The sequence below is a fragment of the Streptomyces sp. ACA25 genome, assembly GCF_028200735.1.
Classification (GTDB): Bacteria; Actinomycetota; Actinomycetes; order Streptomycetales; family Streptomycetaceae; genus Streptomyces.
In genome coordinates, this window is record NZ_JAQKPV010000013.1 from 132,260 (window position 1) to 155,851 (window position 23,592).

General features: G+C 72.1%; 19 protein-coding genes and 1 pseudogene. 16 read left to right on the plus strand and 4 right to left on the minus strand.

The window, feature by feature from the left end; translation table 11 throughout:
- The first annotated feature begins 74 nt into the window (after positions 1-74).
- The 3 genes and pseudogenes from eccB to PJ985_RS23490 form a co-directional block, all read left to right on the plus strand.
- On the plus strand, positions 75-1,661 hold the full coding sequence (gene eccB, locus PJ985_RS19360; RefSeq protein WP_271685112.1) for a type VII secretion protein EccB: 1,587 nt from the start codon (positions 75-77) through the stop codon (positions 1,659-1,661).
- A complete protein-coding gene (gene mycP / locus PJ985_RS19365; RefSeq protein WP_271685113.1) occupies positions 1,658-2,869 on the plus strand; it encodes a type VII secretion-associated serine protease mycosin in 1,212 nt (403 codons plus the stop codon). Before eccB ends, mycP begins: the two co-directional genes overlap by 4 nt.
- A 67-nt stretch (positions 2,870-2,936) precedes the next feature.
- Positions 2,937-3,440 (plus strand): annotated as a pseudogene (locus PJ985_RS23490) (class I SAM-dependent methyltransferase); the annotation flags it as partial.
- A gap of 210 nt (positions 3,441-3,650) precedes the next feature.
- Here the strand turns inward: PJ985_RS23490 and PJ985_RS19370 are convergent.
- Positions 3,651-3,914: a DUF397 domain-containing protein gene (locus PJ985_RS19370; RefSeq protein ID WP_271685114.1), complete on the minus strand. Its 264-nt coding sequence runs from the start codon at positions 3,912-3,914 to the stop codon at positions 3,651-3,653.
- Between the two features lie 286 nt (positions 3,915-4,200).
- On the opposite strand from PJ985_RS19370, the gene PJ985_RS19375 reads away from it, so the two are divergent.
- From PJ985_RS19375 to PJ985_RS19390, 4 genes are all read left to right on the plus strand, one after another.
- The gene (locus PJ985_RS19375; protein WP_271685115.1) at positions 4,201-4,599 is read left to right on the plus strand and encodes a hypothetical protein; all 399 of its coding nucleotides are present in this window, start codon (positions 4,201-4,203) and stop codon (positions 4,597-4,599) included.
- A gap of 9 nt (positions 4,600-4,608) precedes the next feature.
- Positions 4,609-6,138 carry a hypothetical protein gene (locus PJ985_RS19380; RefSeq protein ID WP_271685116.1) on the plus strand — a complete coding sequence of 510 codons (1,530 nt, stop codon included), beginning with the start codon at positions 4,609-4,611 and terminating at the stop codon, positions 6,136-6,138.
- A 67-nt stretch (positions 6,139-6,205) separates the two neighbouring features.
- Positions 6,206-6,556, plus strand: coding sequence for a hypothetical protein (locus PJ985_RS19385; RefSeq protein WP_271685117.1), 351 nt, complete (start codon positions 6,206-6,208; stop codon positions 6,554-6,556).
- Between the two features lie 61 nt (positions 6,557-6,617).
- A complete protein-coding gene (locus tag PJ985_RS19390) occupies positions 6,618-6,920 on the plus strand; it encodes a WXG100 family type VII secretion target (RefSeq protein ID WP_271685118.1) in 303 nt (100 codons plus the stop codon).
- Between the two features lie 154 nt (positions 6,921-7,074).
- On the opposite strand, the gene eccCa is transcribed toward PJ985_RS19390, so the two are convergent.
- Entirely contained in the window at positions 7,075-11,031 is a 3,957-nt protein-coding gene (gene eccCa / locus PJ985_RS19395; protein ID WP_271685119.1) for a type VII secretion protein EccCa, read from the minus strand.
- A gap of 76 nt (positions 11,032-11,107) precedes the next feature.
- A complete protein-coding gene (locus PJ985_RS19400) occupies positions 11,108-11,398 on the minus strand; it encodes a hypothetical protein (RefSeq protein ID WP_271685120.1) in 291 nt (96 codons plus the stop codon).
- A 208-nt stretch (positions 11,399-11,606) separates the two neighbouring features.
- Here PJ985_RS19400 and eccD point away from each other — a divergent pair, with 208 nt between their 5' ends.
- The 6 genes from eccD to PJ985_RS19430 all read left to right on the plus strand — a co-directional run bounded on the left by eccD (position 11,607) and on the right by PJ985_RS19430 (position 18,739).
- Positions 11,607-13,037 carry a type VII secretion integral membrane protein EccD gene (gene eccD / locus PJ985_RS19405; protein WP_271685121.1) on the plus strand — a complete coding sequence of 477 codons (1,431 nt, stop codon included), beginning with the start codon at positions 11,607-11,609 and terminating at the stop codon, positions 13,035-13,037.
- A 188-nt stretch (positions 13,038-13,225) separates the two neighbouring features.
- The gene (gene rpsO / locus PJ985_RS19410; RefSeq protein WP_271685122.1) at positions 13,226-13,516 is read left to right on the plus strand and encodes a 30S ribosomal protein S15; all 291 of its coding nucleotides are present in this window, start codon (positions 13,226-13,228) and stop codon (positions 13,514-13,516) included.
- 283 nt (positions 13,517-13,799) lie between these two features.
- Positions 13,800-16,043, plus strand: coding sequence for a polyribonucleotide nucleotidyltransferase (locus PJ985_RS19415; protein WP_271685123.1), 2,244 nt, complete (start codon positions 13,800-13,802; stop codon positions 16,041-16,043).
- Positions 16,040-17,431, plus strand: coding sequence for a M16 family metallopeptidase (locus tag PJ985_RS19420; RefSeq protein ID WP_271685124.1), 1,392 nt, complete (start codon positions 16,040-16,042; stop codon positions 17,429-17,431). Before PJ985_RS19415 ends, PJ985_RS19420 begins: the two co-directional genes overlap by 4 nt.
- Before the next feature lie 64 nt (positions 17,432-17,495).
- The gene (dapB, locus tag PJ985_RS19425; protein ID WP_271685125.1) at positions 17,496-18,251 is read left to right on the plus strand and encodes a 4-hydroxy-tetrahydrodipicolinate reductase; all 756 of its coding nucleotides are present in this window, start codon (positions 17,496-17,498) and stop codon (positions 18,249-18,251) included.
- A 2-nt stretch (positions 18,252-18,253) separates the two neighbouring features.
- The gene (locus tag PJ985_RS19430; RefSeq protein ID WP_271685126.1) at positions 18,254-18,739 is read left to right on the plus strand and encodes a hypothetical protein; all 486 of its coding nucleotides are present in this window, start codon (positions 18,254-18,256) and stop codon (positions 18,737-18,739) included.
- A gap of 82 nt (positions 18,740-18,821) precedes the next feature.
- On the opposite strand, the gene PJ985_RS19435 is transcribed toward PJ985_RS19430, so the two are convergent.
- A complete protein-coding gene (locus PJ985_RS19435) occupies positions 18,822-19,367 on the minus strand; it encodes a hypothetical protein (protein WP_271685127.1) in 546 nt (181 codons plus the stop codon).
- A gap of 227 nt (positions 19,368-19,594) precedes the next feature.
- On the opposite strand from PJ985_RS19435, the gene thyX reads away from it, so the two are divergent.
- The 3 genes from thyX to PJ985_RS19450 all read left to right on the plus strand — a co-directional run bounded on the left by thyX (position 19,595) and on the right by PJ985_RS19450 (position 23,406).
- Positions 19,595-20,338, plus strand: coding sequence for an FAD-dependent thymidylate synthase (gene thyX / locus PJ985_RS19440; protein WP_271685128.1), 744 nt, complete (start codon positions 19,595-19,597; stop codon positions 20,336-20,338).
- A 177-nt stretch (positions 20,339-20,515) separates the two neighbouring features.
- Positions 20,516-21,415: a 4-hydroxy-tetrahydrodipicolinate synthase gene (gene dapA / locus PJ985_RS19445; protein WP_271685129.1), complete on the plus strand. Its 900-nt coding sequence runs from the start codon at positions 20,516-20,518 to the stop codon at positions 21,413-21,415.
- Positions 21,416-21,717: 302 nt separating this feature from the next.
- Positions 21,718-23,406, plus strand: coding sequence for a ribonuclease J (locus PJ985_RS19450; protein ID WP_271685130.1), 1,689 nt, complete (start codon positions 21,718-21,720; stop codon positions 23,404-23,406).
- Positions 23,407-23,592 lie beyond the last annotated feature (186 nt).

Below are 23,592 nucleotides of genomic sequence, written 5' to 3' on the forward strand. Positions count from 1 at the left end.
ACACGTCGTCACCCGGCATAGTAGAGCCCCGGTCCGACGACCGGTCCACGGGCACGGGGGAGGAGCAGCCACACGTGGCCTCGCGCAAGGATGAACTCAACGCCTATACGTACGCCAGGAAGCGGACCGTCGCGGCGTTTCTGCAACCGTCGCCCACCGGGACCGAGGAGGGGGCTCCACGGCCCCTGAGAGCGGTCCTGCCCGGCCTGATCGCCGGGGCGCTGATCCTCGCCGGCTTCGGGGCCTGGGGCATGTTCAAGCCCTCGGCGCCCCGCGACTGGAACGATCCCGGCAGAAACGTCATTGTCGGCAGCGAGTCGACGACCCGGTACGTCGTCCTGGAGACCGACGGCAAGGCACACCTGCACCCCGTTCTCAACCTCTCCTCCGCCCGTCTGCTGCTCGACCCGTCAGGGTTCGGCATCGTGAGCGTCGACGAGAAGGAGCTGGACAGCGGCCGGATACCGCACGGCCCGGCGCTCGGCATCCCCTACGCCCCGGACCGGCTGCCGGCCGCCGGGGACGCGGGTGAGGCCAAGCGCTGGGCCGTGTGCCAGCAACCGGACGGCGACGGCCGCAGTGTCCGGCAGGCGGTCTTCGTGCTGGCCGACCGTGACGCCGGCCGGGTCGACGGCCCGCACCGGCTGACCGGCGGTCAGATGCTCTACGTGCAGGGGCCGGACCAGGAGCGGTACCTCGTCGATGCCGAAGGGACCAAGTACCTCATCGGCGGCCCCGATCCCGAGCGGCTGCCGGCCGCGGACCGGTCGCTGCTGCTGCGGTCGCTCGTCGGCGACGGCCCGGAACCCCAGCGCGTCACCGAGGAATGGCTCGCCACCTTCGACGACGGCAGCCCGGTGGAGTTCCCCGCACTGCCCGGCACCGTCGGTGAGCCGGCCGGCGCTCCGGTGCGGGACGCCGGGAACGACCGGGTCGGGACGGTGCTGCTGGCACCCACCGGCGCCGGCCCCCAGCACTACGTCGTGCTGCCGGGCCAGGTCGTACCGGTCTCGGGGTTCACCGCCCGGCTGCTGCTGGACAGCCCGGCCGCCGCCGTGCTCGGCCAGGAGGGTCTGCCCCGCAACGTGGGGGTGCAGGCCTTCACCCCCGCCCCTGCCGCGGAGAGCATCGACCGGCAGTACACCTGGCCCGCCGAGACCGCTCAGCAGGTCAACCGCCCGGACGGCAACGGCAGCCGGGACACCGTCTGCTCGGTGCTGCGCGGCGTGGACCCTCAGGACGGCAGCACCCGGCTCAGCACCTGGGCCGGACCGGCCTACCCCGCGGCTGTCGGGGCCGGTGCGGGCAGCGCGTACGTCACCCCGGGCTCCGGGCTGCTGTACCGCCAGGTCCAGGGCGAACAGGCCGAAGCCGGCGGGGTGTTCCTGGTCACCGACACAGGGCTGCGCTATGCGGTGCAGAGCAACACCGACAGCGGGGGGGAGGACGACACCGGAGACCTGCCCGGCCAGGAGGAGCAGGGCGGAGGCGACGAGGGGGAGGACCCCGCCGGCGTCCCGTCCGGCCGGGCCGAACAGGCGCAGGCCCGCCTCGGCTACGGCGGGGTCGAGCCGGTGCCGGTCCCCGCACAGTGGTCCCGGCTGCTGCCCACCGGGCCACGGCTCGACACGGACAGCGCACGACAGCCGCAGGGCTCATGAGAGCCCGTCGCACGCTGCGCGGAGCACTGGTCCTCGCGGTGACCGCCCTGCTGGCCGGACCCGGAGCGCTCGCCCGGGCGGACGAGGGGCGGTGCACCTTCCCCGCCGATCCGATCGAGGAGCGGCCGTGGTCGCTGCAACGTGTCCTGCTGGACCGCCTGTGGCAGGACACCCGTGGCGAGGGCGTTCTGGTCGCCGTCATCGACTCCGGGGTGGACACCGTCAACCCGCAGCTGACCGACGCCGTGGATCCCGGCCTCGGCGCCGACTTCACCCCGGAGAACCCCGTGGAGGACGACACGCCCCCCACCACCAGCCGGGGCGACGGCACCGAGGACACGGTGGGCCACGGCACCAAGGTCGCCGGCATCATCGCCGCCCGCCCCCACGAGGACACCGGCTTCGTGGGCATCGCACCCGCGGCCACCGTCGTCCCGGTGCGGCAGAACGACGCCTACGGCAGCGGCACCGTCGCCTCACTCGCCCTGGCCGTCGACCACGCGGTGCAGTCCGGCGCACACATCATCAACATCTCCCAGGACAGCGACGAGCCGCTGACCGATGACTCCGCGCTCAAGCGTGCGGTGGACGAGGCACTGGCGGCGGACGTGCTGGTCATCGCCTCGACCGGCAACGACGGCGCCGACGGCCGTTCCCGGGAGACCTACCCGGCCGCCTACGAGGGCGTACTCGCCGTGGCGGCCTCCGACCGCAACAACGAACGTGCGCCGTTCTCCCAGGCCGGAGACTTCGTCGGGATCGCCGCCCCCGGTGTCGACATGGTCTCCACCGTGCCCGGCGGAGGCCAGTGCGTCGACCACGGGACCAGCTTCGCCGCACCGTACGTCACCGGGGTGGCCGCGCTGCTCCGGGCGAAGCACCCGGACCGGTCGGCCGGCGCGATCGCCGCTCAGCTCCAGCAGACCGCGGAGCGTCCCGGCAGCGGCCCCGACCGCTATGTGGGGTGGGGTGTGGTCGACCCGGTGCGGGCCCTCACCGAGGACACCGGCCCGATCGACGCCCCGGCGCCCGACAGCGCGGCAGCCCCGGCGCCGGCGCCGGACGTCCCGCCGCTGGCCACCGGGGAAAGCTATGACGAGCGGGCCGAGCGGCTGGGCACCTACGTGGTTCTCGCCGGACTCACCCTGGCCGCCGTCCTGACCGGCGGCGCCCTGGTCCTCCGCGACTGGCGCCGCCGGACCCGGTAGCGCCGACGCCGGGGCCGACGCCGGAAAACGGGATGCGCCGGGGCTTCCGCCGTGCCCGCGTCACGACATGGACGCATGGTGGTTGACCGACGAACTCGCCCATGCCGGAGCCGAGCACCTCGACCCCGGCGTCGTTGCGGGCTTCGACCGCAAACAGGGCTTCCCCGACCCCGGCCAGGACCTCGCCGTGCTCGGAGCACGGGGCCTGGACGACGCCTCCGTGGTCGTCGACCTGGGAGCCGGAACCGGGTGCTTCGCCCTGGCCGCCGCCGAGCGGTTCGGCCGCGTGGTGGCGGCCGACATCTCCTTGGTGATGCTCGACGTGGTCCGCGACCGGGCGGCGGCATCCGGTCTGACGAACCTCACCTGTGTCCGGGCCGGCTTCCTCAGCTACGCGCACACCGGCCCTCCCGCCGACGCTGTTCACACCCGCCACGCCCTCCACCAGCTCCCCGACTTCTGGAAGTCGCTGGCGCTGGCACGTATCGCCGGCATGCTGCGCCCGGGAGGCGTTCTGCGGGTCCATGACCTGATCTATGACTTCCAGCCGGACGAGTCGGAGCGGGTGTTCGCCGACTGGCTCGCCGGGCCTCGGACGACCCGGCGAGGGGCTGCACCGCGGCCGACTACGCTGAGCACATCCGCACGGAACACAGCACCTACCGGTGGCTGTTCGAGCCGCTGCTGGAGGCCGCCGGGTTCGACATCATCGAGGCGGAGTACCGCGGCCGGCTCTTCGGCGCCTGCACCTGCGTCAGACGCTGAGGGCCGGCCGCACGGCTCACTCGATGTCGAACTCCCCGTCGCGGGCGCCGAGCACGAACGCCTCCCACTCCGCGGCGGTGTACCGCAGCACGGTGTCCGGGTCCGAGGAGTTGCGCATCGCCACGCCCCCGCCGGGCAGATGGGCGATCTCGACGCGCTCCTCCTCCGGACTGCCCGGCGCGCTGAGCCACTCCACCCCGGAGATGTCCAGGCTGTAGAGCTCGTCCTTCTCCCGCTCCTTGCGGGCAGCTGTCTCGGCCGGGGTCTCGGTCTCGCTCATCGGTGGCAGTTCCCTTCAGTCACTGTGCTGCCCGGCAGCCTGTCGGCCACGCACTGTGCGGCATCGTGTACGGACGGGCGCAGTCTACGGTCCGGGGGCAGCCCCGGGTGCGGCCGGCGGACGCCCCCGCAACCAGGGCCAAGGAGAATGGACTTGACGTGGAGCGGTGACGGAGGGTTACTCTCTGTTCGGGGGCGTGCTCGTAGTGGCACGGTCCGGCGGGGGAGCGCAGGAGCGCTTCGCACGCGCGGGCCGGCAGGCCCAGGGCTGTGCGACGGGGGGAAGCATGACATCGATGGATCTGGCGCTGGGAGCCGGTGCGCTCAGCTCGGTGAGGTCCCAGCTGAACGCACTTCTCGAGGACTTGCGTGCGTCTCCGGCATCGCCGGCGCAGGTCCGGGACTGCGGCGTCGAGACCGCCCGGTACGGGGGCTATTCCCCGGCGGTGAGCCGGATCTCCGGGGAGTACCGGGAAGCGGTGGCCCGTATCGAGGTTCTCGCCGAGCTGGTCGAGGATCTGATCGAGGCCCTGGGCATCCAGTCGCTGATCGCCGAGCGGGGCCACCAGGGACTCGACGAGGACACCCGGGCGCGGCTGGCGGAGATCCGCGAGCGGGTCGAGGCTTTCCACGCACCGCCCGCCGAGAGCCGGCCCTGGAACCCCGGCGAGCTGTGGGCCGTGTGAGGGGGCACCATGAGTGAAGCCGGTGATCTCTCCCACTCGCAGTTGGCCGCGATGGTCGAAGCCGGGCAGCCGGAAGTGCTGGCCGCGCGGGGCGCCGCGCTGGAGCGGGCCGCCGAGGCGTTCGGCAGCGTCCGGCCGGTCCTCGACCGGGCTCTCCAGCACGCGGAGTGGCAGGGCGAGGGAGCGGAGGCCTTCCGTGCGTACGGGCAGCGGCTGGGCGGTGACGTCGACAGGCTGGCCCTGTACGCCCGCACCGTGGGCCGGGCCCTCCAGGACGCCGGGGAGGCGCTGCGGTCCGCCCAGACCTCGATGCCGCCTCCGGCGGCGCCGCTCGCCCCCGGTGTTCCGAATGTCACGGAGGACGCACGCCTGCGCCAGGAGGCGCTCGCCGTCGTGGAGCGGCTGAACGCCCACTACTGGCACTCCGCCCACCTCATGGCCGGCGCGGACGAGCCGGACTTCTCCTCGTTCCCGGGCACGGTCGCCGGCCCGGGCGCCCCACCGCCGGGAGGGCCGGGAAGCCCGGCTTCCGCACCCGGCGGAGCCGCCGTGCCGCACGGTCAGGCGGTGGCGGCTCCGCACCCCGGACCGGCGCAGGCCGCGGGCGGTGCGCCCGCCTTCGCCGGCCCGGTGACGGCCGCCGGATCCCCGGTGCCGGGGGAAGCCGCGGCGGGGCCGCAGCAGCCGCTGGGCCCGCCCTCCGCGGCGGCCGGCGGCGGGCCTGCCCCGGATCATCTGGTGCGGACGTCTCTCGACGCGTTGCCCGGCGGTACGGCGCCTCCGGGCCCGGCCGGGCCCGCCGCCCACGCGACGGTGTCCTCGGCCGTCCCCGGGGGTGCCGCGGCGCCGTCCGCCGTACCGGGCGCCGCCGCTCCGCCGCTCAGCGCCCGTCCTCCGCAGTCGGGGGTGCCGGGGGGTGCCCCGGCCGGTCTGACCGGTGGCCGGGACGCAGGGGGCCGGCCACCGGGCCCCCCGGGCGCAGCGCCGCGGGGCGCCGTCCCCGGGGCAGGGGCCGCGGGCGGCGGAAGGCCGCCCGTGCAGAGCCCGGCGGCAGGGCGGCCCGCGGGGGGAGCGGGGCGGCCTCCGGCCGCGGCGGGTCCGTCGGCCCCGGTGGGGCGCCCGCCCGTCGCCGGCGGCCCCGCCGCGGCGTCCTCCCCCGGCGGCCGGGTGGGCCCGGCTCCGCAGCGGGGTCTCGTCGGCGGTACTCCGGTGGCACCACGGCAGGTCCCGGGGGGCACCCGGCTCCCGCAGCAGGGAGTGATCGGCGCCCCCGGCTCCTCCGCGCCGCGCCCCTCGGACCGCGGCGGCCCCGGCGCGGACGGGCGGAGCGGCACCGGAAAGGCGTACGGCGGGCAGCCGATCGGCCTGCCCGGCGGCCCGCCGCGGAGCCCGCACCGCGCTGCCGGGAGCCCTTCACCGGGCCCCGCACACATCATCGGGGGGCGTGCGGAGGAGCAGCGGAAGAGCAGGCCGGGGCGGCTGCCCCGGATACCGGTGATCGGAGCACGCCCACGCGACCCGGCCGGGCCCGAGGACTGAACCGCGGTGCTGCGGGTGGCGGCACCGGAAGACGCTTGACCAGGCAGGACGGACCGAAGGAGAGACAGTGTCAGAGTACGGTTTCGGGGACGGGATCCAGTTCTCCGAGGGCGCGGCGGCCAGGCTGCGGACCAAGCTCGACGAGGTGGAAGCCGTGCTGGACAGGGCGCGGATCACCCTGGAGGAGGAGCGCGAGACCCGGGGGGTGTGGCAGGGCACGTCGGCGGTGACCTTCGCGTCGGTGCAGGGGCAGGAGAACGAGAGCCTGCGCCGGCTGGAGCGGGTCGTCGGTGCCCTGCGGGAGGCCGTGGGAAGCTCCTCGCGGGACACCGTGGCCGCCGACGCGGAGACGGAACAGCAGATGAAACACCAGTCGTCCGGTGAACTGCGCAGCACCCTGGGCCGCTTCGCGATGTGAGGACCCGTGAGCAGCCCCGGGACCGGCACGTGGACAGCGCCCTCGACGGAAGGAAACACCCATGACCATGCCCCACGACTTCGGCGTCGGCATGAAGTACACCCTGCTGGCCGCCAAGGCGGAAACGATCCAGGCACAGGCCAACGCGGTCGACGAGATCGGGGATTTCCTCGACCAGCACGTCAAGGCTTCGGCCCAGGAGTGGGAGGGTGCTGCCGCGCAGGCCTTCCGGGCGGTCGAGCATCAGTGGAGGACCGACATCGCGCAGGTGGCCGGCGCGCTGCGGGGCATCTCGGGGACGATGCACCGCGGTATGGCCGCACAGCAGGCCCAGGACCGGCGCAACGGCCACATGCTGCTGTGAGGCCGCCGGGGTTGCCCGGGGAGGAGCGGGTCCCCGGACGCCCGGCGCGCGATCCGGCATGAGCGGAGAGCCGCGGGCCGGGCGCCGGTACCGGCGGCTCCACGCACCCGGGCGGCCCGTCCCCGCCCGGGCGCCCTGCGCGGACCCGGTCCGCTCAGACCTCGGGTACCCAGCCCAGTTGCACGAGCGGGGTGCCGCGCATGCGGCTGACCAGCGTGGCCCGGCCGGGAGGGAGCGGACGGGCCCGGGTGGAGCCCAGCACGTTGCCGTCCTGCGGGTTGCCGGACAGCACGAGCCCGAGAGGGCTGAGCTCCTTGAAGCGCTGCAGGAAGGAGTCGCCGAAGGTCCGGCCCCCCGCGGCGGCGCTGCACGCGATGACGAAGTGCACACCCGACTCCCGTGCGTAGGGAAGCCACTTGGTCAGCGAGCCCATCGAGATGCCGCTCGCGACCAGCTCGTAGTCGTCGATCAGGACGAAGATCCGTGGCCCGCGCCACCAGCTGAGGTCACGGAGCTGCTGAGGAGTGATGTCAGCCGGGGGCACCCGCTTCTCGAAGATGTGCTCCACCGCCTCAAGGTGCGGCTCCAGCGCGGACGGGGTGGGCGCGTACGCCTCCAGGTGACTCTCCGGCAGCCCGCCGAGCAGCGAGCGCCGGAAGTCCGCCACCAGGAACCTCGCCTGTTCCGGGGGGTAGCGTTCAGCGACCTGCCGCGCGACGAGCCGCAACGCCGCCGACTTCCCGGATTCGCCCTCTCCCACGACGAACAGCAGCGGGTCCCGCTCCAGGTCCAGGAAGACCGGTGCCAGGTCGGTCTCACCGATCCCCACCGCGATACCGCGCTCCGGCGCGGCGGAGCCACCCGGCAGCCGAGTGAGGGGGACTTCCTCCGGCAGCATGCGCACCGCGGGAGCTGTCGTGTCCCCGGTCGCTTCGCGGACCGTCCGTTCCATCGCCGCCGCGGCCTCGGCGAGATCGCCGGCCGAGGTGCGCCCGTCGATGCGGGGGAGCGCCGCCATCCAGTGCAGTTTCTCGGGGGACAGCCCACGCCCGGGAATGTCCGCGGGAACGGCCGCGGCGCTCTTCCGGTCGACCTCGGAGTCCAGCGGGTCGCCCAGCCGCAGTTCGAGGCGGTTGGTGAGCAGATCCCGCATCGAACCCCGCAGGTCCATGTAGCGGGAGCAGGTCACGACCACATGGATGCCGTACCCCAGACCGCGGGAGGTCAGGTCGGTGACGACCGGCTCCAGGGTCATGTCGTACTCCTGGCGGAATGCCGCCCAGCCGTCGATCAGCAGGAAGACATCGCCCCACGGTTCCTCCCGGAGGCCGCCGGTCCGGCGCCTCGCCCGGAAGGTGGCCATGGAGTCGATGCTCTGCTCACGGAACAACTGCTCGCGCCGGGCCAGCACGCCGGCCACCTCTGCGACGGTCCGGCGCACCCGGTCGGGGTCCAGCCGGGAGGCGATGCCTCCGACATGCGGCAGCCCTGAGACGGCCCCCAGCCCGCCGCCTCCGAAGTCCAGCCCGTAGAACTGGACGTCGCCCACCGGATGGGTCAGAGCGAACGAGCTGACCAGGGTGCGCAGCAGGGTCGACTTGCCGGCCTGCGGCCCGCCGACGACGAGCATGTGGCCCGCGGCGCCGGAGAAGTCCGGCACCAGTGGTTCGCGGCGCTGCTCGAAGGGCTTGTCCACCAGCCCGAGAGGAACGGAGAGCGGGGGGTACGCCGTCCCGGTGCGCAGCCCGTCGGGCCCGCCGGTGATCCCGCCCAGCAACTGATCCAGCGTCGGCGGGGAGTCCAGCGGCGGCAGCCAGACCTGGTGCGCCGGAGGACCCTGCCGCTCCAGCCGCCGGACAATGACGTCCAGCACGGTCTCGGCCTGGGCGTCGTGCGGCTGCCCTGGTGCGTCCGACGGGGCGGCCACGTCCGTCCGCTCAGCCGGCCGCGGGGGCAGATCCACCGGTGCCGCGGTGAACGGGACGGGGCGCCGGTGGGCCGGCCGCATGCTGCTGCGCTCCGGCTCACCGGCCGCACGCCCCAGGTAGGGGCCCGACACGTACGCCGCCTTGAACCGGGTCATCTCCTCAGTGCCGGAGGACAGCAGCCCGGAGCCCGGGACCTGCGGGAGGTGGTAGGCGTCGGGCACACCGATCGCGGTCCGGGACTCGGCCGCGGAGAAGGTCCGCAGGCCGATCCGGTAGGACAGGTAGGTGTCCAGACCCTTGAGCCGGCCTTCCTCCAGGCGCTGGGACGCCAGCAGCAGATGCACGCCCAGGGACCGGCCGATGCGTCCGATCTGGATGAACATGTCGATGAAGTCCGGCTTGGCGGTGAGCAGCTCGCTGAACTCGTCGATGACGATCACCAGCGAGGCCAGCGGTTCGAGCGGAGCACCGGCCGCCCGGGCCTTCTCGTAGTCCTGGAGGTTGGCGTAGGTGCCGGCCGTCCGCAGGAGCTCCTGGCGGCGCTGGAGCTCTCCCTTGATGGAGTCGCCCATGCGGTCGACGAGCGTCAGATCGTCCGACAGGTTGGTGATGACCGCGGACACGTGCGGCAGCTTGCTCATGCCCGTGAAGGTGGCACCGCCCTTGAAGTCGGCCAGCACGAAGTTGAGCGTCTCGGAGGTGTGCGTCACCGCGAGCCCGAGCACGAGGGTGCGCAGCAGTTCCGACTTGCCGGAGCCGGTGGCGCCGACACACAGCCCGTGCGGCCCCATGCCGTCCTGTGCGGCCTCCTTGAGGTCCAGCATGACCGGCCGGCCCTCCTCGTCGATGCCGATCGGGACGCGGAGCCGCTCTCCGGCGGTGCGTGGCCGCCAGCTGTGCCTCACCTCCACGCTCCCGGGGTCGCCCAGGCCCAGCAGGTCGGAGAACTCCAGTTCGGCAAGCAGCGGTTCGTCGTGCTCGGTGCCCCCGGCCAGGCGCAGGGGCGCCAGCTGCCGGGCCAGCGCCTCGGCGGCCGGCAGTGGCAGCAGGTCCGGCTCGTCGGCGGTGAACGTGCCGCCGGGCGACTCCAGCCGCAGTTCCCCCGGGCCCGCCCACACGGTGAGCCCTCCGCGCGCTTCCTCGATCCCCGGAACGACGTCGATGATCGTGACTCCCTGGATGCCCTCGCTCCCGGCGAAGGCCGAGTGCGGCGGGATCACGCCGCCGTCGAGCAGCAGCACGACATGCGGCTGGTCCACGACCGGCCTGCCTTCCGGTGCGAAGCGGCCCCGCCCCTCCAGCAGCGGCGTCAGCGCCCCCTCGACCTCCGTCAGCGTGTTGCCGATGAGACGGCGCGCACCGGCGCCGTCGGCGGAACCGGGATGCTGCACGTGCGGCAGCCACTTGGTCCACTCCCAGCGTTCGGCCGCGGGTCCCGGCGCGACCACGGCCAGGAGCAGGTCACCGGGGGCGTGGAGGGCCGTGAGGGAGGCGACGACCGCACGTGCGGTGCCGCGCGCACCCTCCTGGGTACCGCTGAGCGTCAGGTGGTGGAAACCCCGCAGGGACAGCACGGTGGGCAGGCCCCGGACCGTGCCGTGCGTGCCGACGAAACCGCGCAGCGCCCCGCCGGTCAGCGGCTCCAGCTCGTCGACGGGCACCGACTCGTCGGGAACCAGGGGAGTCGCCAGCTGCTGCGTGCCCAGCCCGATGCGCACCTGACCGAAGTCCGGGTCACCCGGCCGCCGTTCCCAGACCCGGCTGCCCTCCGCCACCAGGGCCCACAGCTGGTCGGGCGAAGGGTGGAGGTACCACTGGGCGTTGCGCTGCGCCCGTGCGGTCCTTCCCACCTCGCGCCGGGTCCGGGCCAGGTACTTGAGGTAGTCCCGGCGGAGCCGCGCCATCTTGCCCTGGCTCCCGCGCCGGAAGCGGATGATCATGGCCGTCACCATCGCGACCATCGAGACCATCATGATCATGCCCATGATGCGCATGAAGGGATGCGCTCCCGGCATGAAGAAGAACACCACCATGGAACCCATGCCGAGCATCGGCATGATCTGCAGCAGGACGCCCTCGCGCTCCTCCTTGGGCAGCTCAGGAGCCGGTCGCAGCGGGAGCGGCTGGTCCGGAACCGCCTCGGGCAGGGCCCGCGGCGGACGTTTGATGACGACCTGGCTCACTCTGCTGACCCCCGTGATGAGCGACCTGTGACAGCGGCGGACACCGAAGCACTCCCCGTGCTCCGTCCGGTCGGCCTCAGATTCCGCGCAGCCACCAGTCGGCCGCGAGGACGACGACGAATCCGGCGACCAGGACGGCCATGCCGAGCCGGGTCCGCCCCCGCCGGCTCATCTCGATCACCGCGCCGGACAGCACGAAGGCCGCACCGTAGAGACCGACCGAGAGCAGCGACGACCCGTCCCCGAGCTGCATGACGAGCACCACGGCCATGGCCGCCATCGCCACCGCGCCGATTCCCATGCGCAGCCGCCGGGCCTGCCGGGGGGTGAGTCCCGGTTTCGTCGAACCCTGTCCTGTCGAAGACACGCCCGCAGCATAGTCGTTCGGCCCCTCACCGGGGCAGCCGGTACAGCCGCCCGCAGCCCCGGCAAGCCGCCTCCGCCGCGCGTCCTGCCGGGCTGCTCCGGCAGCGGGCCGCATCCGGAGCTGCCCCGGGGGCACCGGAAGACCGCCCGGCACAGCCGGTAGGGTGACGGACGCCGTCCGTGCGCAGACGCAGTCAGGGGGAGTCTTCGTGAGCACGACCGCAGCCACCGGATTCTGCCGCGTCACGATCGCCGCGACCGGGAAGCGGATCGACCTGGCGCTGCCGGAGGACATCCCGCTCGCCGACCTCTGCCCGGAGATCCTGCGGCTGGCCGACCAGCCCCCGGCCGACGGCGCGCCGGTCGGCTACCACCTGGTGCGCCGCGACGGCACGGTGCTGGACGGTTCCCGGACCCTCGCCGCGCAGCGGGTCCTGGACGGTGATGTGCTGGCCCTGCGCCCGTTCGCCGACTCGCTGCCGCCCCCGGTGCACGACGACGTGACCGAGGCCCTGGCCGAGGCCGTCATGCACGACCGACGGCTGTGGGACGACCGGTCGCTGCGCACCGCGGGACTCACCGGCGCTGCGGTCTTCGCGGCGCTGACGGCGGTGGCGCTGTGGTTCGCCGAACCTGCCCGGCACGACATGCACGGCCTGCCCGGCATCGTCGCCGGGGTGCTGGCCCTGCTGTTCGTCTCCTTCGCCGTGGTGCGGGCCCGGGTGTACGCGGACCGGGCCTGCGCGCTCGCCCTCGGGCTGGCAGCCCTGCCGCACGCGCTGGTCGCCGGCACCGGGGCACTCCCGATGGCCGCCGGGCACGGAGCCGGCCGGCTGGAACTGCTGCTCGGCTGCGTGGCGGTGCTGCTGGTCTGTGTTCCGCTGATGGCCGCGGTACCGGACGCCGGCGGGCCGTTCACGGCCGCAGCCGCGGCCGCCGGTGTCGGGCTGGTGGTCACCTTCGGCGCGATTGTCACCGATGCCCGGCCGGTGGCCGCCGCCGCGGTCTGCGCGCCTGCCGTGCTCGGTGCGCTGGCGTTCCTGCCCGGGCTCTCCGCCCGGCTCGTCCGGCTGCCCATCGGTTACGCCGCCCCGCCGACCGGCTACGACGCGCTGGAGACGGACCCGGCGGCGGAGGCCGGCCCGGTGGATTCCGCGCGCATCGCCGGGCAGGCCCGCCGCGGACATCAGGTCCTGCTCGGCCTCGCCGGCGGCTGCGCGCTGTCGGCTGTCGTGGCGGCCGGAGTGCTCGGCTTCTCCGGTGACGGCTGGGCGCAGCTGCTGGCGCTGGCCACCGGGATCGCCCTGCTGACCCGCGCCCGGCTGTTCCGGTACGCCGTCCAGGTGGCCGCCCTGCTCACCGCGGGTGCCGTGGCGCTGGCGCTGCTGGTCCTCGGATTCGCGGTCGGGACCCCGGCCGGCTCGGGCTCCGCCGAACTGCGCACGGTGTGGCTGACCGCCGTTCTCACCCTCTTCGTCGCTGTCCTCGCGGCGGTCGCGCTGATCGTGCCGCGTTCCGGCCTGACGCCGGTCTGGGGGAGGGTGCTCGACCTCACCGAAGGAGCTGTGCTGCTGTCGCTGGTGCCGTTGGCACTGGCGGTCCTCGACGTGTACAGCGCGGCCCGGGGGCTTACCGGCTGACCGGCGGGCGGGCACCCGGGAGGAGCCGCGGCCCGGGCCCGGCGCACCCGCCCGGATCCGGGCCGCTCCCGGCGAGCCGGGGCATACCCGGCCGGCTGATACGCTGGCCGTGCCTGCAGAGCCTTTCCATACATCCCTGTGAAGAAGACCAGGGGGGCTCCACGGCTTCACACACTCAAGGAGTACGCGTGTCGTCGCTCGATGCCGCAACAAAGCAGAAGATCATCACCGAGTTCGCCACCAAGGAGGGCGACACCGGCTCCCCCGAGGTCCAGGTGGCTCTGCTCTCCCGGCGTATCTCGGACCTGACCGAGCACCTGAAGACCCACAAGCACGACCACCACTCCCGCCGTGGTCTGCTGATTCTCGTCGGCCAGCGCCGCCGACTGCTCCAGTACCTGGCCAAGAAGGACATCCAGCGCTTCCGTGCGCTGGTCGAGCGCCTCGGCATCCGCCGCGGTGCGGCCGGCGCCAGGTAGGAACCCGGACGAGGGAGCGGCCCACCGCTGAGTGGGTCGCTCCCTTCGCCGTATCCGCCCGGTTGCCGCGCTTCGCCGGGCCCGGGGACGCATGACTTTGTAGTCTGGTCCCCACACAACGAGTCGAAAAGACCAGGCGGAGCGTCTCCGCCGCCGGTCCTCGGTAGTGGCTCCCGGGCGTTGCCCCGGGCGCTTCGATCGAAGGCCGGCCCGCAACCGGGGGCGCTCCACCGCCACCGTCCCGCCGCGCGAGGCAGGGACGCAGAAGAGGAGATTTTCCAAGGTGGAGAACGAGACCCACTACGCCGAGGCCGTCATCGACAACGGCGCTTTCGGCACCCGCACGATCCGCTTCGAGACCGGCCGTCTGGCCCGGCAGGCGGCCGGCTCGGCCGTCGCCTACCTGGACGACGAGACCATGGTGCTCTCGGCGACCTCCGCATCGAAGCACCCCAAGGACCAGCTCGACTTCTTCCCGCTCACGGTGGATGTCGAGGAGCGGATGTACGCGGCCGGGAAGATCCCCGGCTCGTTCTTCCGCCGCGAGGGGCGGCCCTCGGAGGACGCCATCCTCACCTGCCGGCTGATCGACCGCCCGCTGCGCCCGTCCTTCCGCAAGGGGCTGCGCAACGAGATCCAGATCGTCGAGACGATCATGGCGCTGAACCCCGATCACCTGTACGACGTGATCGCCATCAACGCCGCCTCCTGCTCCACCCAGCTCTCCGGGATCCCCTTCTCCGGCCCGATCGGCGGCACCCGCGTCGCACTGATCAACGGTCAGTGGGTGGCCTTCCCGACCCACTCCGAGCTGGAGAACGCGGTCTTCGACATGGTCGTGGCCGGCCGGGTGCTGCCCGACGGTGACGTGGCGATCATGATGGTCGAGGCCGAGGCGACCGAGCGCACCATCGAGCTGGTCAAGGGCGGGGCGGAGGCGCCGACCGAGGAGGTCGTGGCCGCCGGCCTCGAAGCGGCCAAGCCCTTCATCAAGGTCCTCTGCCGGGCGCAGTCCGACCTCGCGGCCAGGGCCGCCAAGCCGGTCGCCGAGTTCCCGGTCTTCCTCGAGCACCAGGACGACGTCCTGGAGGCGCTCTCCAGCGCCGTTCGCGACGAGCTCGCCCAGGCGCTCACCATTGCGGGGAAGCAGCAGCGCGAGACCGAGCTGGACCGCATCAAGGCGCTGGCCGCCGAGAAGCTCATCCCCCAGTTCGAGGGACGCGAGAAGGAGATCTCCGCCGCGTACCGCTCGCTCACCAAGCAGCTCATCCGTGAGCGCATCATCAAGGACAAGGTCCGTATCGACGGCCGCGGGGTCACCGACATCCGCACGCTGGCCGCCGAGGTCGAGGCCATCCCGCGGGTGCACGGCTCCGCCCTGTTCGAGCGCGGCGAGACCCAGATCCTGGGGGTCACCACGCTCAACATGCTCAGGCTGGAGCAGATGCTGGACACGCTGTCGCCGGTGAACCGCAAGCGGTACATGCACAACTACAACTTCCCGCCGTACTCCGTCGGCGAGACCGGCCGTGTCGGTTCTCCGAAGCGCCGCGAGATCGGCCACGGCGCGCTGGCCGAGCGGGCGATGGTCCCGGTGCTGCCGACCCGGGAGGAGTTCCCCTACGCGATCCGGCAGGTTTCGGAAGCGCTCGGCTCCAACGGTTCCACGTCCATGGGCTCCGTCTGTGCGGCCACCATGTCCTTGCTCAACGCCGGTGTGCCGCTCAAGGCGCCGGTCGCGGGCATTGCCATGGGCCTCATCTCCCAGGAGGTCGCGGGCGAGACGCACTACGTCACGCTCACCGACATCCTCGGTGCCGAGGACGCCTTCGGTGACATGGACTTCAAGGTCGCCGGCACCCGGCAGTTCGTGACCGCCCTCCAGCTCGACACCAAGCTGGACGGCATCCCGGCCTCCGTGCTGGCCGCGGCCCTCAAGCAGGCCCGCGACGCCCGCCTCCACATCCTCGACGTGATGAACGAGGCGATCGACACCCCGGACGAGATGTCCCCCAACGCTCCGCGGATCATCACCGTCAAGATCCCGGTGGACAAGATCGGCGAGGTCATCGGCCCCAAGGGCAAGATGATCAACCAGATCCAGGAGGACACCGGCGCCGACATCACCATCGAGGACGACGGCACCATCTACATCGGTGCCGCGGACGGCCCGGCCGCCGAGGCCGCCCGCGCCACCATCAACGGCATCGCCAACCCGACGATGCCCGAGGTCGGTGAGCGGTACCTCGGCACGGTGGTGAAGACCACCACCTTCGGTGCCTTCGTCTCCCTGCTGCCGGGCAAGGACGGTCTGCTGCACATCTCGCAGATCCGCAAGCTGGCCGGCGGCAAGCGGGTGGAGAACGTCGAGGACGTCCTCGGTGTCGGCCAGAAGGTCCAGGTCGAGATCGCGGAGATCGACCAGCGGGGGAAGCTCTCCCTCATCCCCGTCCTGGAGGAGGGCGCTGAGAACGGCGACTCCGATCAGGCCGGAGCTGTTGAGCAGAAGGACGACGCGGAGCAGTGACACGCTCGTTCCGCCAGACGGCCCGCCCCACCTCTCCGGAGGGGCGGGCCGTCCCCCGTCCACGGGCCGTGACCAAGACGCTGCTGCAGGGTGAGAACGGCGCGGGCGTCGTCCGCAAGACCGTTCTCCCCGGCGGCCTGCGGATCGTCACCGAGACCGTGCCCACCGTGCGCTCGGTCAGCTTCGGCATCTGGACCCACGTCGGCTCCCGGGACGAGACCCCGGCGCTCAGCGGGACCACCCACTACCTGGAGCACCTGCTCTTCAAGGGCACGCGGCGGCGCAGCGCCCTCGACATCTCCACCGCCTTCGACGCCGTCGGCGGTGAGGTCAATGCCTTCACCGGCAAGGAGTACACCTGCTACCACGCACGGGTCCTCCACACGGACCTGCCGCTGGCGATCGACGTGGTCTGCGACATGCTCACCGGCTCGGTGATACCGCCGGAGGAGGTGGAGGCCGAGCGCGGCGTAATCCTGGAGGAGATCGCCATGACGGAGGACGATCCGGGCGATCTGGTGCATGACCTGTTCGCCCAGACCCTGCTCGGCGACACTCCGCTGGGCCGCCCCGTCCTGGGCACAGTGGACAGCGTGAACGCGCTGACGCGCGAACGGATCATGCGCTTCTACCGGCGGCACTACGATCCGACGCGCCTGGTGGTCGCCGCGGCGGGGCGCCTGGACCACGCCACTGTCGTCCGGCAGGTGCGTGCGGCCTTCGACAGGGCGGGGGCGCTCTCCCGGACGGAGGACCGGCCGGCCGGACCACGCGGCGGGCAGCGAAGGCTCCGGGCCGCGCGCCACGTCGAGCTGCTCGGCCGGAAAACCGAGCAGGCCCACCTCATGCTCGGCGTCCCCGGCGTGTCCCGCCGGGACGAACGGCGCTGGGCCCTGGGGGTGCTCAGCGCGGCCCTGGGCGGTGGTATGAGTTCCCGGCTGTTCCAGGAGGTGCGGGAGAAGCGCGGCCTGGCCTACTCGGTCTACTCCTACACCTCGGGTTTCGCCGACTGCGGGCTGTTCGGCATCTACGCCGGCTGCCGGCCGGGCCAGATCCATGACGTCCTGGCCCTCTGCCGCGAGCAGCTCGCACTGGTCGCCGAGCACGGCCTGAGCGACGAGGAGCTGCGTCGGGCCATCGGCCAGCTCGCCGGGTCCACCGTCCTGGGGCTGGAGGACACCGGGGCGCTGATGCACCGGCTCGGCAAGAGCGAGATCTGCTGGGGCAAGCAGCTCTCCGTGGATGAGATGCTTGACCGGATGGCGGCCGTCACCCCCGACGAGGTGCGGCAGGTCGCCGGTCAGGTGCTGAGGCAGCCCCCGTCCCTGGCCGTCATAGGAGACGTGAACGACCGGCAGGCCGACCGGATGGCCGCGGCCCTCGCCTGAGGGTCTCCGGGCGGCGGCCGGGCTGCCGGAGCAAGTGAAGCACGGACGAAGGACGAGAGTGGTCATGAGCAAGCTGCGGGTCGCCGTCATCGGTGCGAAGGGCCGGATGGGGGCGGAAGCCGTTCGCGCGGTGGAAGCTGCCGAGGACATGGAGCTCGTCGCCGCGGTCGACCGGGACGACAAGCTGGACGCGCTCGTGGAGCACCGCGCACAGGTCGCCGTCGACCTGACGCACCCGGGGGCGGTGATGGACAACCTGGAGTTCTGCGTCCGCCACGGCATCCACGGTGTGGTCGGCACCACCGGCTGGACGGACGACCGGCTCACCGCGGTGCGGGGCTGGCTCGACGACTCCCCGGGGACCGGAGTGCTCATTGCTCCGAACTTCGGCATCGGGGCGGTTCTCACCATGCACTTCGCCCGGCAGGCGGCGAAGTTCTTCGAGTCCGTCGAGGTGGTCGAGCTGCACCACCCCGGCAAGGCGGACGCGCCCAGCGGCACCGCGGTCCGGACCGCTCAGGTCATTGCCAGGGCCCGGGCGGAGGCCGGCTGCCCGCCCCAGCCGGACGCCACCAGCACGGCCCTGGAGGGCGCCCGCGGGGCTCTGGTGGACGGGGTGCCGGTGCACGCGGTGCGACTGCGCGGCCTGGTCGCCCACCAGGAGGTGCTCTTCGGAGACGAGGGTGAGATCTTCACACTCCGGCACGACTCGATGAACCGCAGTTCCTTCATGCCGGGCGTGCTGCTGGGAGTCCGGCGGATCAGCGCGGCTCCCGGTCTGACGTTCGGACTGGAGCACTTCATGGACCTGGGCGGCTGACGGTGCGCGCGCGGCTCACCTACGCTCTGCTCTCGGCTGTCCTGATCGTCTACTTCGTGCTGGTCGGCCACCGGGGAGTCCTGCTGATCCGGCACGGCACCTGGGTGACCGTGCTGTTCGGCCTGGCGGCTCTGGTGCTGCCGTTGATCGGTGCCTGGTTCCTCTGGCACAGCACGCGCTTCGCGCAGCGGGCGAACCGGCTTGCCAGGGAGCTGGACGCCGAGGGCGGCCTGCCCGTCGATGATCTTCCGCGGACCCCGAGCGGCCGGATCGACCGTGGGGCGGCCGACGCGGCCTTCGTGCGGCGGCAGGCCGAGACCGAACAGAACCCCGGGGACTGGCGCTGCTGGTTCCGGCTGGCCATCGCCTACCACGACGCCCGGGACACCCCTCGGGCCCGCAAGGCCATGCAGCACGCCATCAACCTGCGTGCGGGCAGGGACAGCCGGAGGGCCGCGGGTCCGAACCTGACGGGCAGCACCTACTGAGGGCAACGACTGCCGTTCCCGGGGCACCGGCCCCGGCGAGGGCGACACCCCCGAGGCGGACACCCCCTGGGTGCCGGTGACGTCAGCGGTGCTCGGCCGCCCACGCCTCGATCACGTCCGCCGCTCGTTCGAAGGCCTCCGGACGGGTGAGGAAGTCGGAGTTGTGATCGGTGAGCAGCGGCCGCAGCGGCTCCCCCCGGCGCCGTTCGATCACCAGTGCCTGCCCCTGCACGCCACGGGGCAGGCCCAGCCACTTCACCGGTTGCTGCACGGTGCGCACCCGGGTGATCTCCCGCCAGCGCAGCGTGCGGGTGCTGAGGAGGCCGACCCGGCGCAGCCCGCGCGGGCTCACCCAGATCCCCACCCGCAGCATGCGCAGAGCGAGGACGAGGGTCACGGCCGCGAGGACGAAGGTGGCCCTCGCGCCGGCCACCGGCCCCGCCAGGGCGATGATCATGCCCGAAATGAGCATGTAGGCGGCGAGCAGCAGTGCCAGCGCGGCCAGACCCACGCGCCAGGGCCCCGGGCGGTAGGGGCGGCGCCAGCGGTCCGGCTCGGCATGCGGCAACGGCATGTCCGGGTCGGGGCCGTCGGAGTCGTGGTCGGCCGTCATGAAGGGCAGGGACACGGCTGATCCTCGTTCGGGTTCACGGGTGGCGCTGAAGGTGCCCGGTGAGATTACCGCGCGGGAGGGCTTCAGGGCGGCACCGGTCCGGTGTACCTCGGCCGTGCGGGCGAACGGTCACCATTTGCCCGACCCCGGGCCTTGCTTGTCGGTGCCGGCCCGTAAGGTGGGCCCCGCTCCCCGCACTTCACGCGCACTCCCGCTCCACCCCCCACGCGGCTGCGCGGCTCATGCCCTGGAAGGACCCGCCGGTGACCGACAAGCCCAGCTTCCGCAGTGACGTGACCGTCGAGCTGGTCAAGCACAGCGCCACCGACACCGACGTGCTGTGGGCGGCACGGGTCTCCACCGCGGGGGAGCTGTCGCTGGACGAGCTCGACAAGGATCCCGCGCGCTCCAAAGGGCTGATCAACTTCCTGATGCGGGACCGGCACGGCAGCCCGTTCGAGCACAACTCGATGACCTTCTTCGTCAGCGCCCCGATCTTCGTCTTCAGGGAGTTCCACCGGCACCGCGCCGGCTGGTCCTACAACGAGGAGAGCGGCCGCTACCGTGAGCTGAAGCCGGTGTTCTACCTGCCGGACGCGGACCGCAAGCTGGTCCAGCAGGGCCGGCCGGGCAAGTACGAGTTCGTGGCCGGGCCGCCGGAGCAGCACGAGACGGTCACCACCACCATGGAAGCGTCCTACCGGCAGGCGTACGAGGCGTACCAGGAGATGCTCGCCGCCGGGGTGGCCCGGGAGGTCGCCCGGGCGGTCCTGCCGGTCGGTCTTTTCTCGTCGATGTACGCGACCTGCAACGCCCGGTCACTGATGCACTTCCTCGGGCTGCGCACCGAGCACGAACAGGCCAGGGTTCCTTCTTTTCCGCAGCGGGAGATCGCCATGGTCGCGGAGAAGATGGAGGCCGAATGGGCCCGTCTGATGCCGCTCACGCACGCCGCGTTCAACGCGAACGGGCGTATCGCTCCCTGAGTGCGGGGTGGCCCGAAACTTTGAGCGAGGTGTCCGTATTGCCACACTTGGACTGGTTCATCTACGCTGGCGAGACGGGCCCGGTGCTGCCTGAACCCCCGAGCAGGCAGCACCGGGTTCCGTGCATGCGTGACCCGATGGAGCGCCGGGGACCGCGCTGCGAGTAGCGTGGTACCCATGGCTCCGACCTCCACACCGCAGACTCCCTTCGGGCGGGTGCTGACCGCCATGGTCACTCCGTTCACCGCGGACGGTTCACTCGACCTGGACGGCGCGCAGCGGCTCGCCGTCCACCTGGTGGACGCCGGTAATGACGGCCTGATCATCAATGGCACCACCGGCGAATCCCCGACCACCAGCGACGCGGAGAAAGCCGACCTGGTGCGCGCCGTCGCCGAGGCCGTCGGCGACCGCGCCCACATTGTGGCCGGAGCCGGCACCAATGACACCCGGCACAGCCTGCAGCTGGCCCGCGCCGCCGAGGAGGCCGGCGCCCACGGGCTGCTCGCCGTGACGCCGTACTACAGCAAGCCGCCGCAGGAAGGGCTCTTCCAGCACTTCACGGCGATCGCGGACGCCACGGACCTGCCGGTCATGCTGTACGACATCCCGGGCCGCAGCGGTGTGCCGATCAACACCGAGACGATGGTGCGGCTCGCGGACCATCCGAGGATCGTCGCGAACAAGGACGCCAAGGGTGACCTGGGGCGGGCCGGCTGGGCCATCGCCACCACCGGCCTCGCCTGGTACTCGGGTGACGACATGCTCAACCTTCCGCTGCTCTCGGTCGGGGCGGTCGGCTTCGTCTCGGTGGTCGGACACGTGGTGACCCCGGAGCTCCGGGCCCTGGTGGACGCGTACACCAGCGGTGACGTCGCCAAGGCCACGGAGATCCATCAGAAGCTGCTGCCGGTCTTCACCGGGATGTTCCGGACCCAGGGTGTGATCACCTCGAAGGCGGCCCTCGGTTTCCAGGGCCTCCCCGGGGGCCCTCTCCGGCTGCCGCTGGTGGGTCTGACCGACGAAGAAGCCGAGCAGCTCCGGCGGGACCTTGCCGCGGGCGGGGTACACATCTGAGACCCGGGCGCGGCGGAGCGTGGACAGAGACGGCAGGGGCAGTTCCCCGGTCCGCGGCACGAGCGCCGCGACGGCCGTCCGGTGCATGCCTCCCCGCGCTGCGAAATGTGCGAGGGCACGTATCACCGTGCCCGTGCCGGAAGGATTCCTTCCGGCACCGCGACCCCTCGCGACCGGGGTCGGGCCCACCCGCCCGGCCCGGTCGCGACGGGGAAGGTGATAACCGAATACCGACCAGAGCACACAGACACCCGCGCCGGGTGCCCCTCCGGGCACGTGGGGCGGGTGGTCAAGGAGATCCTTTGAGTCATCCGCATCCAGAGCTCGGCGCTCCGCCGAGCCTTCCGGAGGGTGGCCTACGCGTCACCCCGCTCGGCGGCCTGGGCGAGATCGGCCGCAACATGACCGTCCTCGAATACGGGGGGAGGCTGCTCATCGTCGACTGCGGTGTGCTGTTCCCCGAGGAGGAACAGCCCGGCGTCGATCTGATCCTGCCGGACTTCAGCTCCATCCGGGAGCGGCTGGACGACATCGATGCCATCGTGCTGACGCACGGCCACGAGGACCACATCGGTGCCGTGCCGTACCTGCTGCGCGAGAAGCCCGACATCCCGCTGATCGGCTCCAAGCTGACGCTGGCGCTGATCGAGGCGAAGCTGCAGGAGCACCGGATCCGGCCGTACACGCTGGAGGTGAAGGAAGGCGACCGGGAGCTGCTCGGCCGCTTCGACTGCGAGTTCATCGCGGTCAACCACTCCATTCCCGACGCGCTGGCCGTCGCCATCCGCACTCCGGCCGGGCTGTTGGTGCACACCGGCGACTTCAAGATGGACCAGCTTCCGCTCGATGGCCGCCTCACCGACCTGCGGGCCTTCGCCCGGCTCGGGGAGGAGGGCATCGACCTGATGCTCTGCGACTCCACCAATGCCGAGGTGCCGGGGTTCGTCGCTCCGGAGCGGGACATCTCCACCGTGCTCGGCCAGGTCTTCGGCAAGGCGGGGAAGCGGATCATCGTTGCCAGCTTCGCCAGCCATGTGCACCGCATCCAGCAGGTGGTCGACGCGGCCCACGAGCATGGCAGACGGATCGCTTTCGTCGGCCGTTCGATGGTCAGGAACATGGGCATCGCCCGGGACCTTGGCTACCTCAAGGTGCCGGCCGGGCTCGTCATCGATGTGAAGCGGCTGGACGACCTGCCCGAGGAGCAGGTTGTGCTGGTCTGCACCGGGTCCCAGGGGGAGCCGATGGCGGCCCTGTCGCGGATGGCCAACCGGGACCACCATCAGATCCGCATCGTGCCGGGGGACACCGTGATCCTGGCCTCGTCGCTCATCCCCGGGAACGAGAACGCGGTCTACCGGGTGATCAACGGCCTGACCCGCTGGGGTGCGAACGTCGTCCACAAGGGCAACGCGAAGGTCCATGTCTCGGGCCACGCCTCGGCCGGTGAGCTGCTGTACTTCTACAACATCTGCCGGCCGAAGAACCTGATGCCGGTCCACGGGGAGTGGCGGCACCTGCGGGCCAACGCGGAGCTGGGCGCGCTCACCGGGGTCCCCGCCGACCGCATCGTGATCGCCGAGGACGGCGTGACGGTTGACCTCATCGACGGAAAGGCCCGGATCTCCGGCAAGGTGCAGGCGGGTTACGTCTATGTCGACGGGCTCTCCGTCGGTGATGTCACCGAGGCGAACCTCAAGGACCGCCGCATCCTCGGCGACGAGGGGTTCATCTCGATCTTCCTCGTGGTGGACAGCGCCACGGGCAAGATCGTCAGCGGACCGAGCATCCACACCCGCGGCTCCGGCATCGACGACGCCGACTTCGGCCTGGTGCTCCCGAAGGTCCAGGAAGTCGTCACCGCCTCGGCTCAGAACGGGGTGGTCGAGCCGCACCAGCTGCAGCAGCTGATCCGCCGGACGGTGGGTAAGTGGGTGTCGGACACCTACCGACGCCGTCCGATGATCATGCCGGTCGTCATGGACGTCTGACGCCACCAGGCAGCGGGGCGCCCGGATTTGCATCCCGGGGCCCCGCTCCAGTACGTTTACGCCACCGCCACAACGGGAAGCCAGGACAGCTCGCTGTCCGGGCCTCCTGTGCGCCAGAAGCAAGGACCAACAGCCGGAAACGGCAAGGGAATTGAGCTGGTAGGGTGGGAATCACCGAAAGGGAAG

Excerpts from the sequence above, each read along its gene's own strand:
- mycP (WP_271685113.1), top strand. The coding sequence starts at position 1,658 with ATGAGAGCCCGTCGCACGCTGCGCGGAGCACTGGTCCTCGCGGTGACC.
- PJ985_RS19380 (WP_271685116.1), top strand. The coding sequence starts at position 4,609 with ATGAGTGAAGCCGGTGATCTCTCCCACTCGCAGTTGGCCGCGATGGTC.
- PJ985_RS19370 (WP_271685114.1), bottom strand. The coding sequence starts at position 3,914 with ATGAGCGAGACCGAGACCCCGGCCGAGACAGCTGCCCGCAAGGAGCGG.
- dapB (WP_271685125.1), top strand. The coding sequence starts at position 17,496 with ATGAGCAAGCTGCGGGTCGCCGTCATCGGTGCGAAGGGCCGGATGGGG.
- dapA (WP_271685129.1), top strand. The coding sequence starts at position 20,516 with ATGGCTCCGACCTCCACACCGCAGACTCCCTTCGGGCGGGTGCTGACC.
- PJ985_RS19390 (WP_271685118.1), top strand. The coding sequence starts at position 6,618 with ATGACCATGCCCCACGACTTCGGCGTCGGCATGAAGTACACCCTGCTG.
- PJ985_RS19375 (WP_271685115.1), top strand. The coding sequence starts at position 4,201 with ATGACATCGATGGATCTGGCGCTGGGAGCCGGTGCGCTCAGCTCGGTG.
- thyX (WP_271685128.1), top strand. The coding sequence starts at position 19,595 with ATGCCCTGGAAGGACCCGCCGGTGACCGACAAGCCCAGCTTCCGCAGT.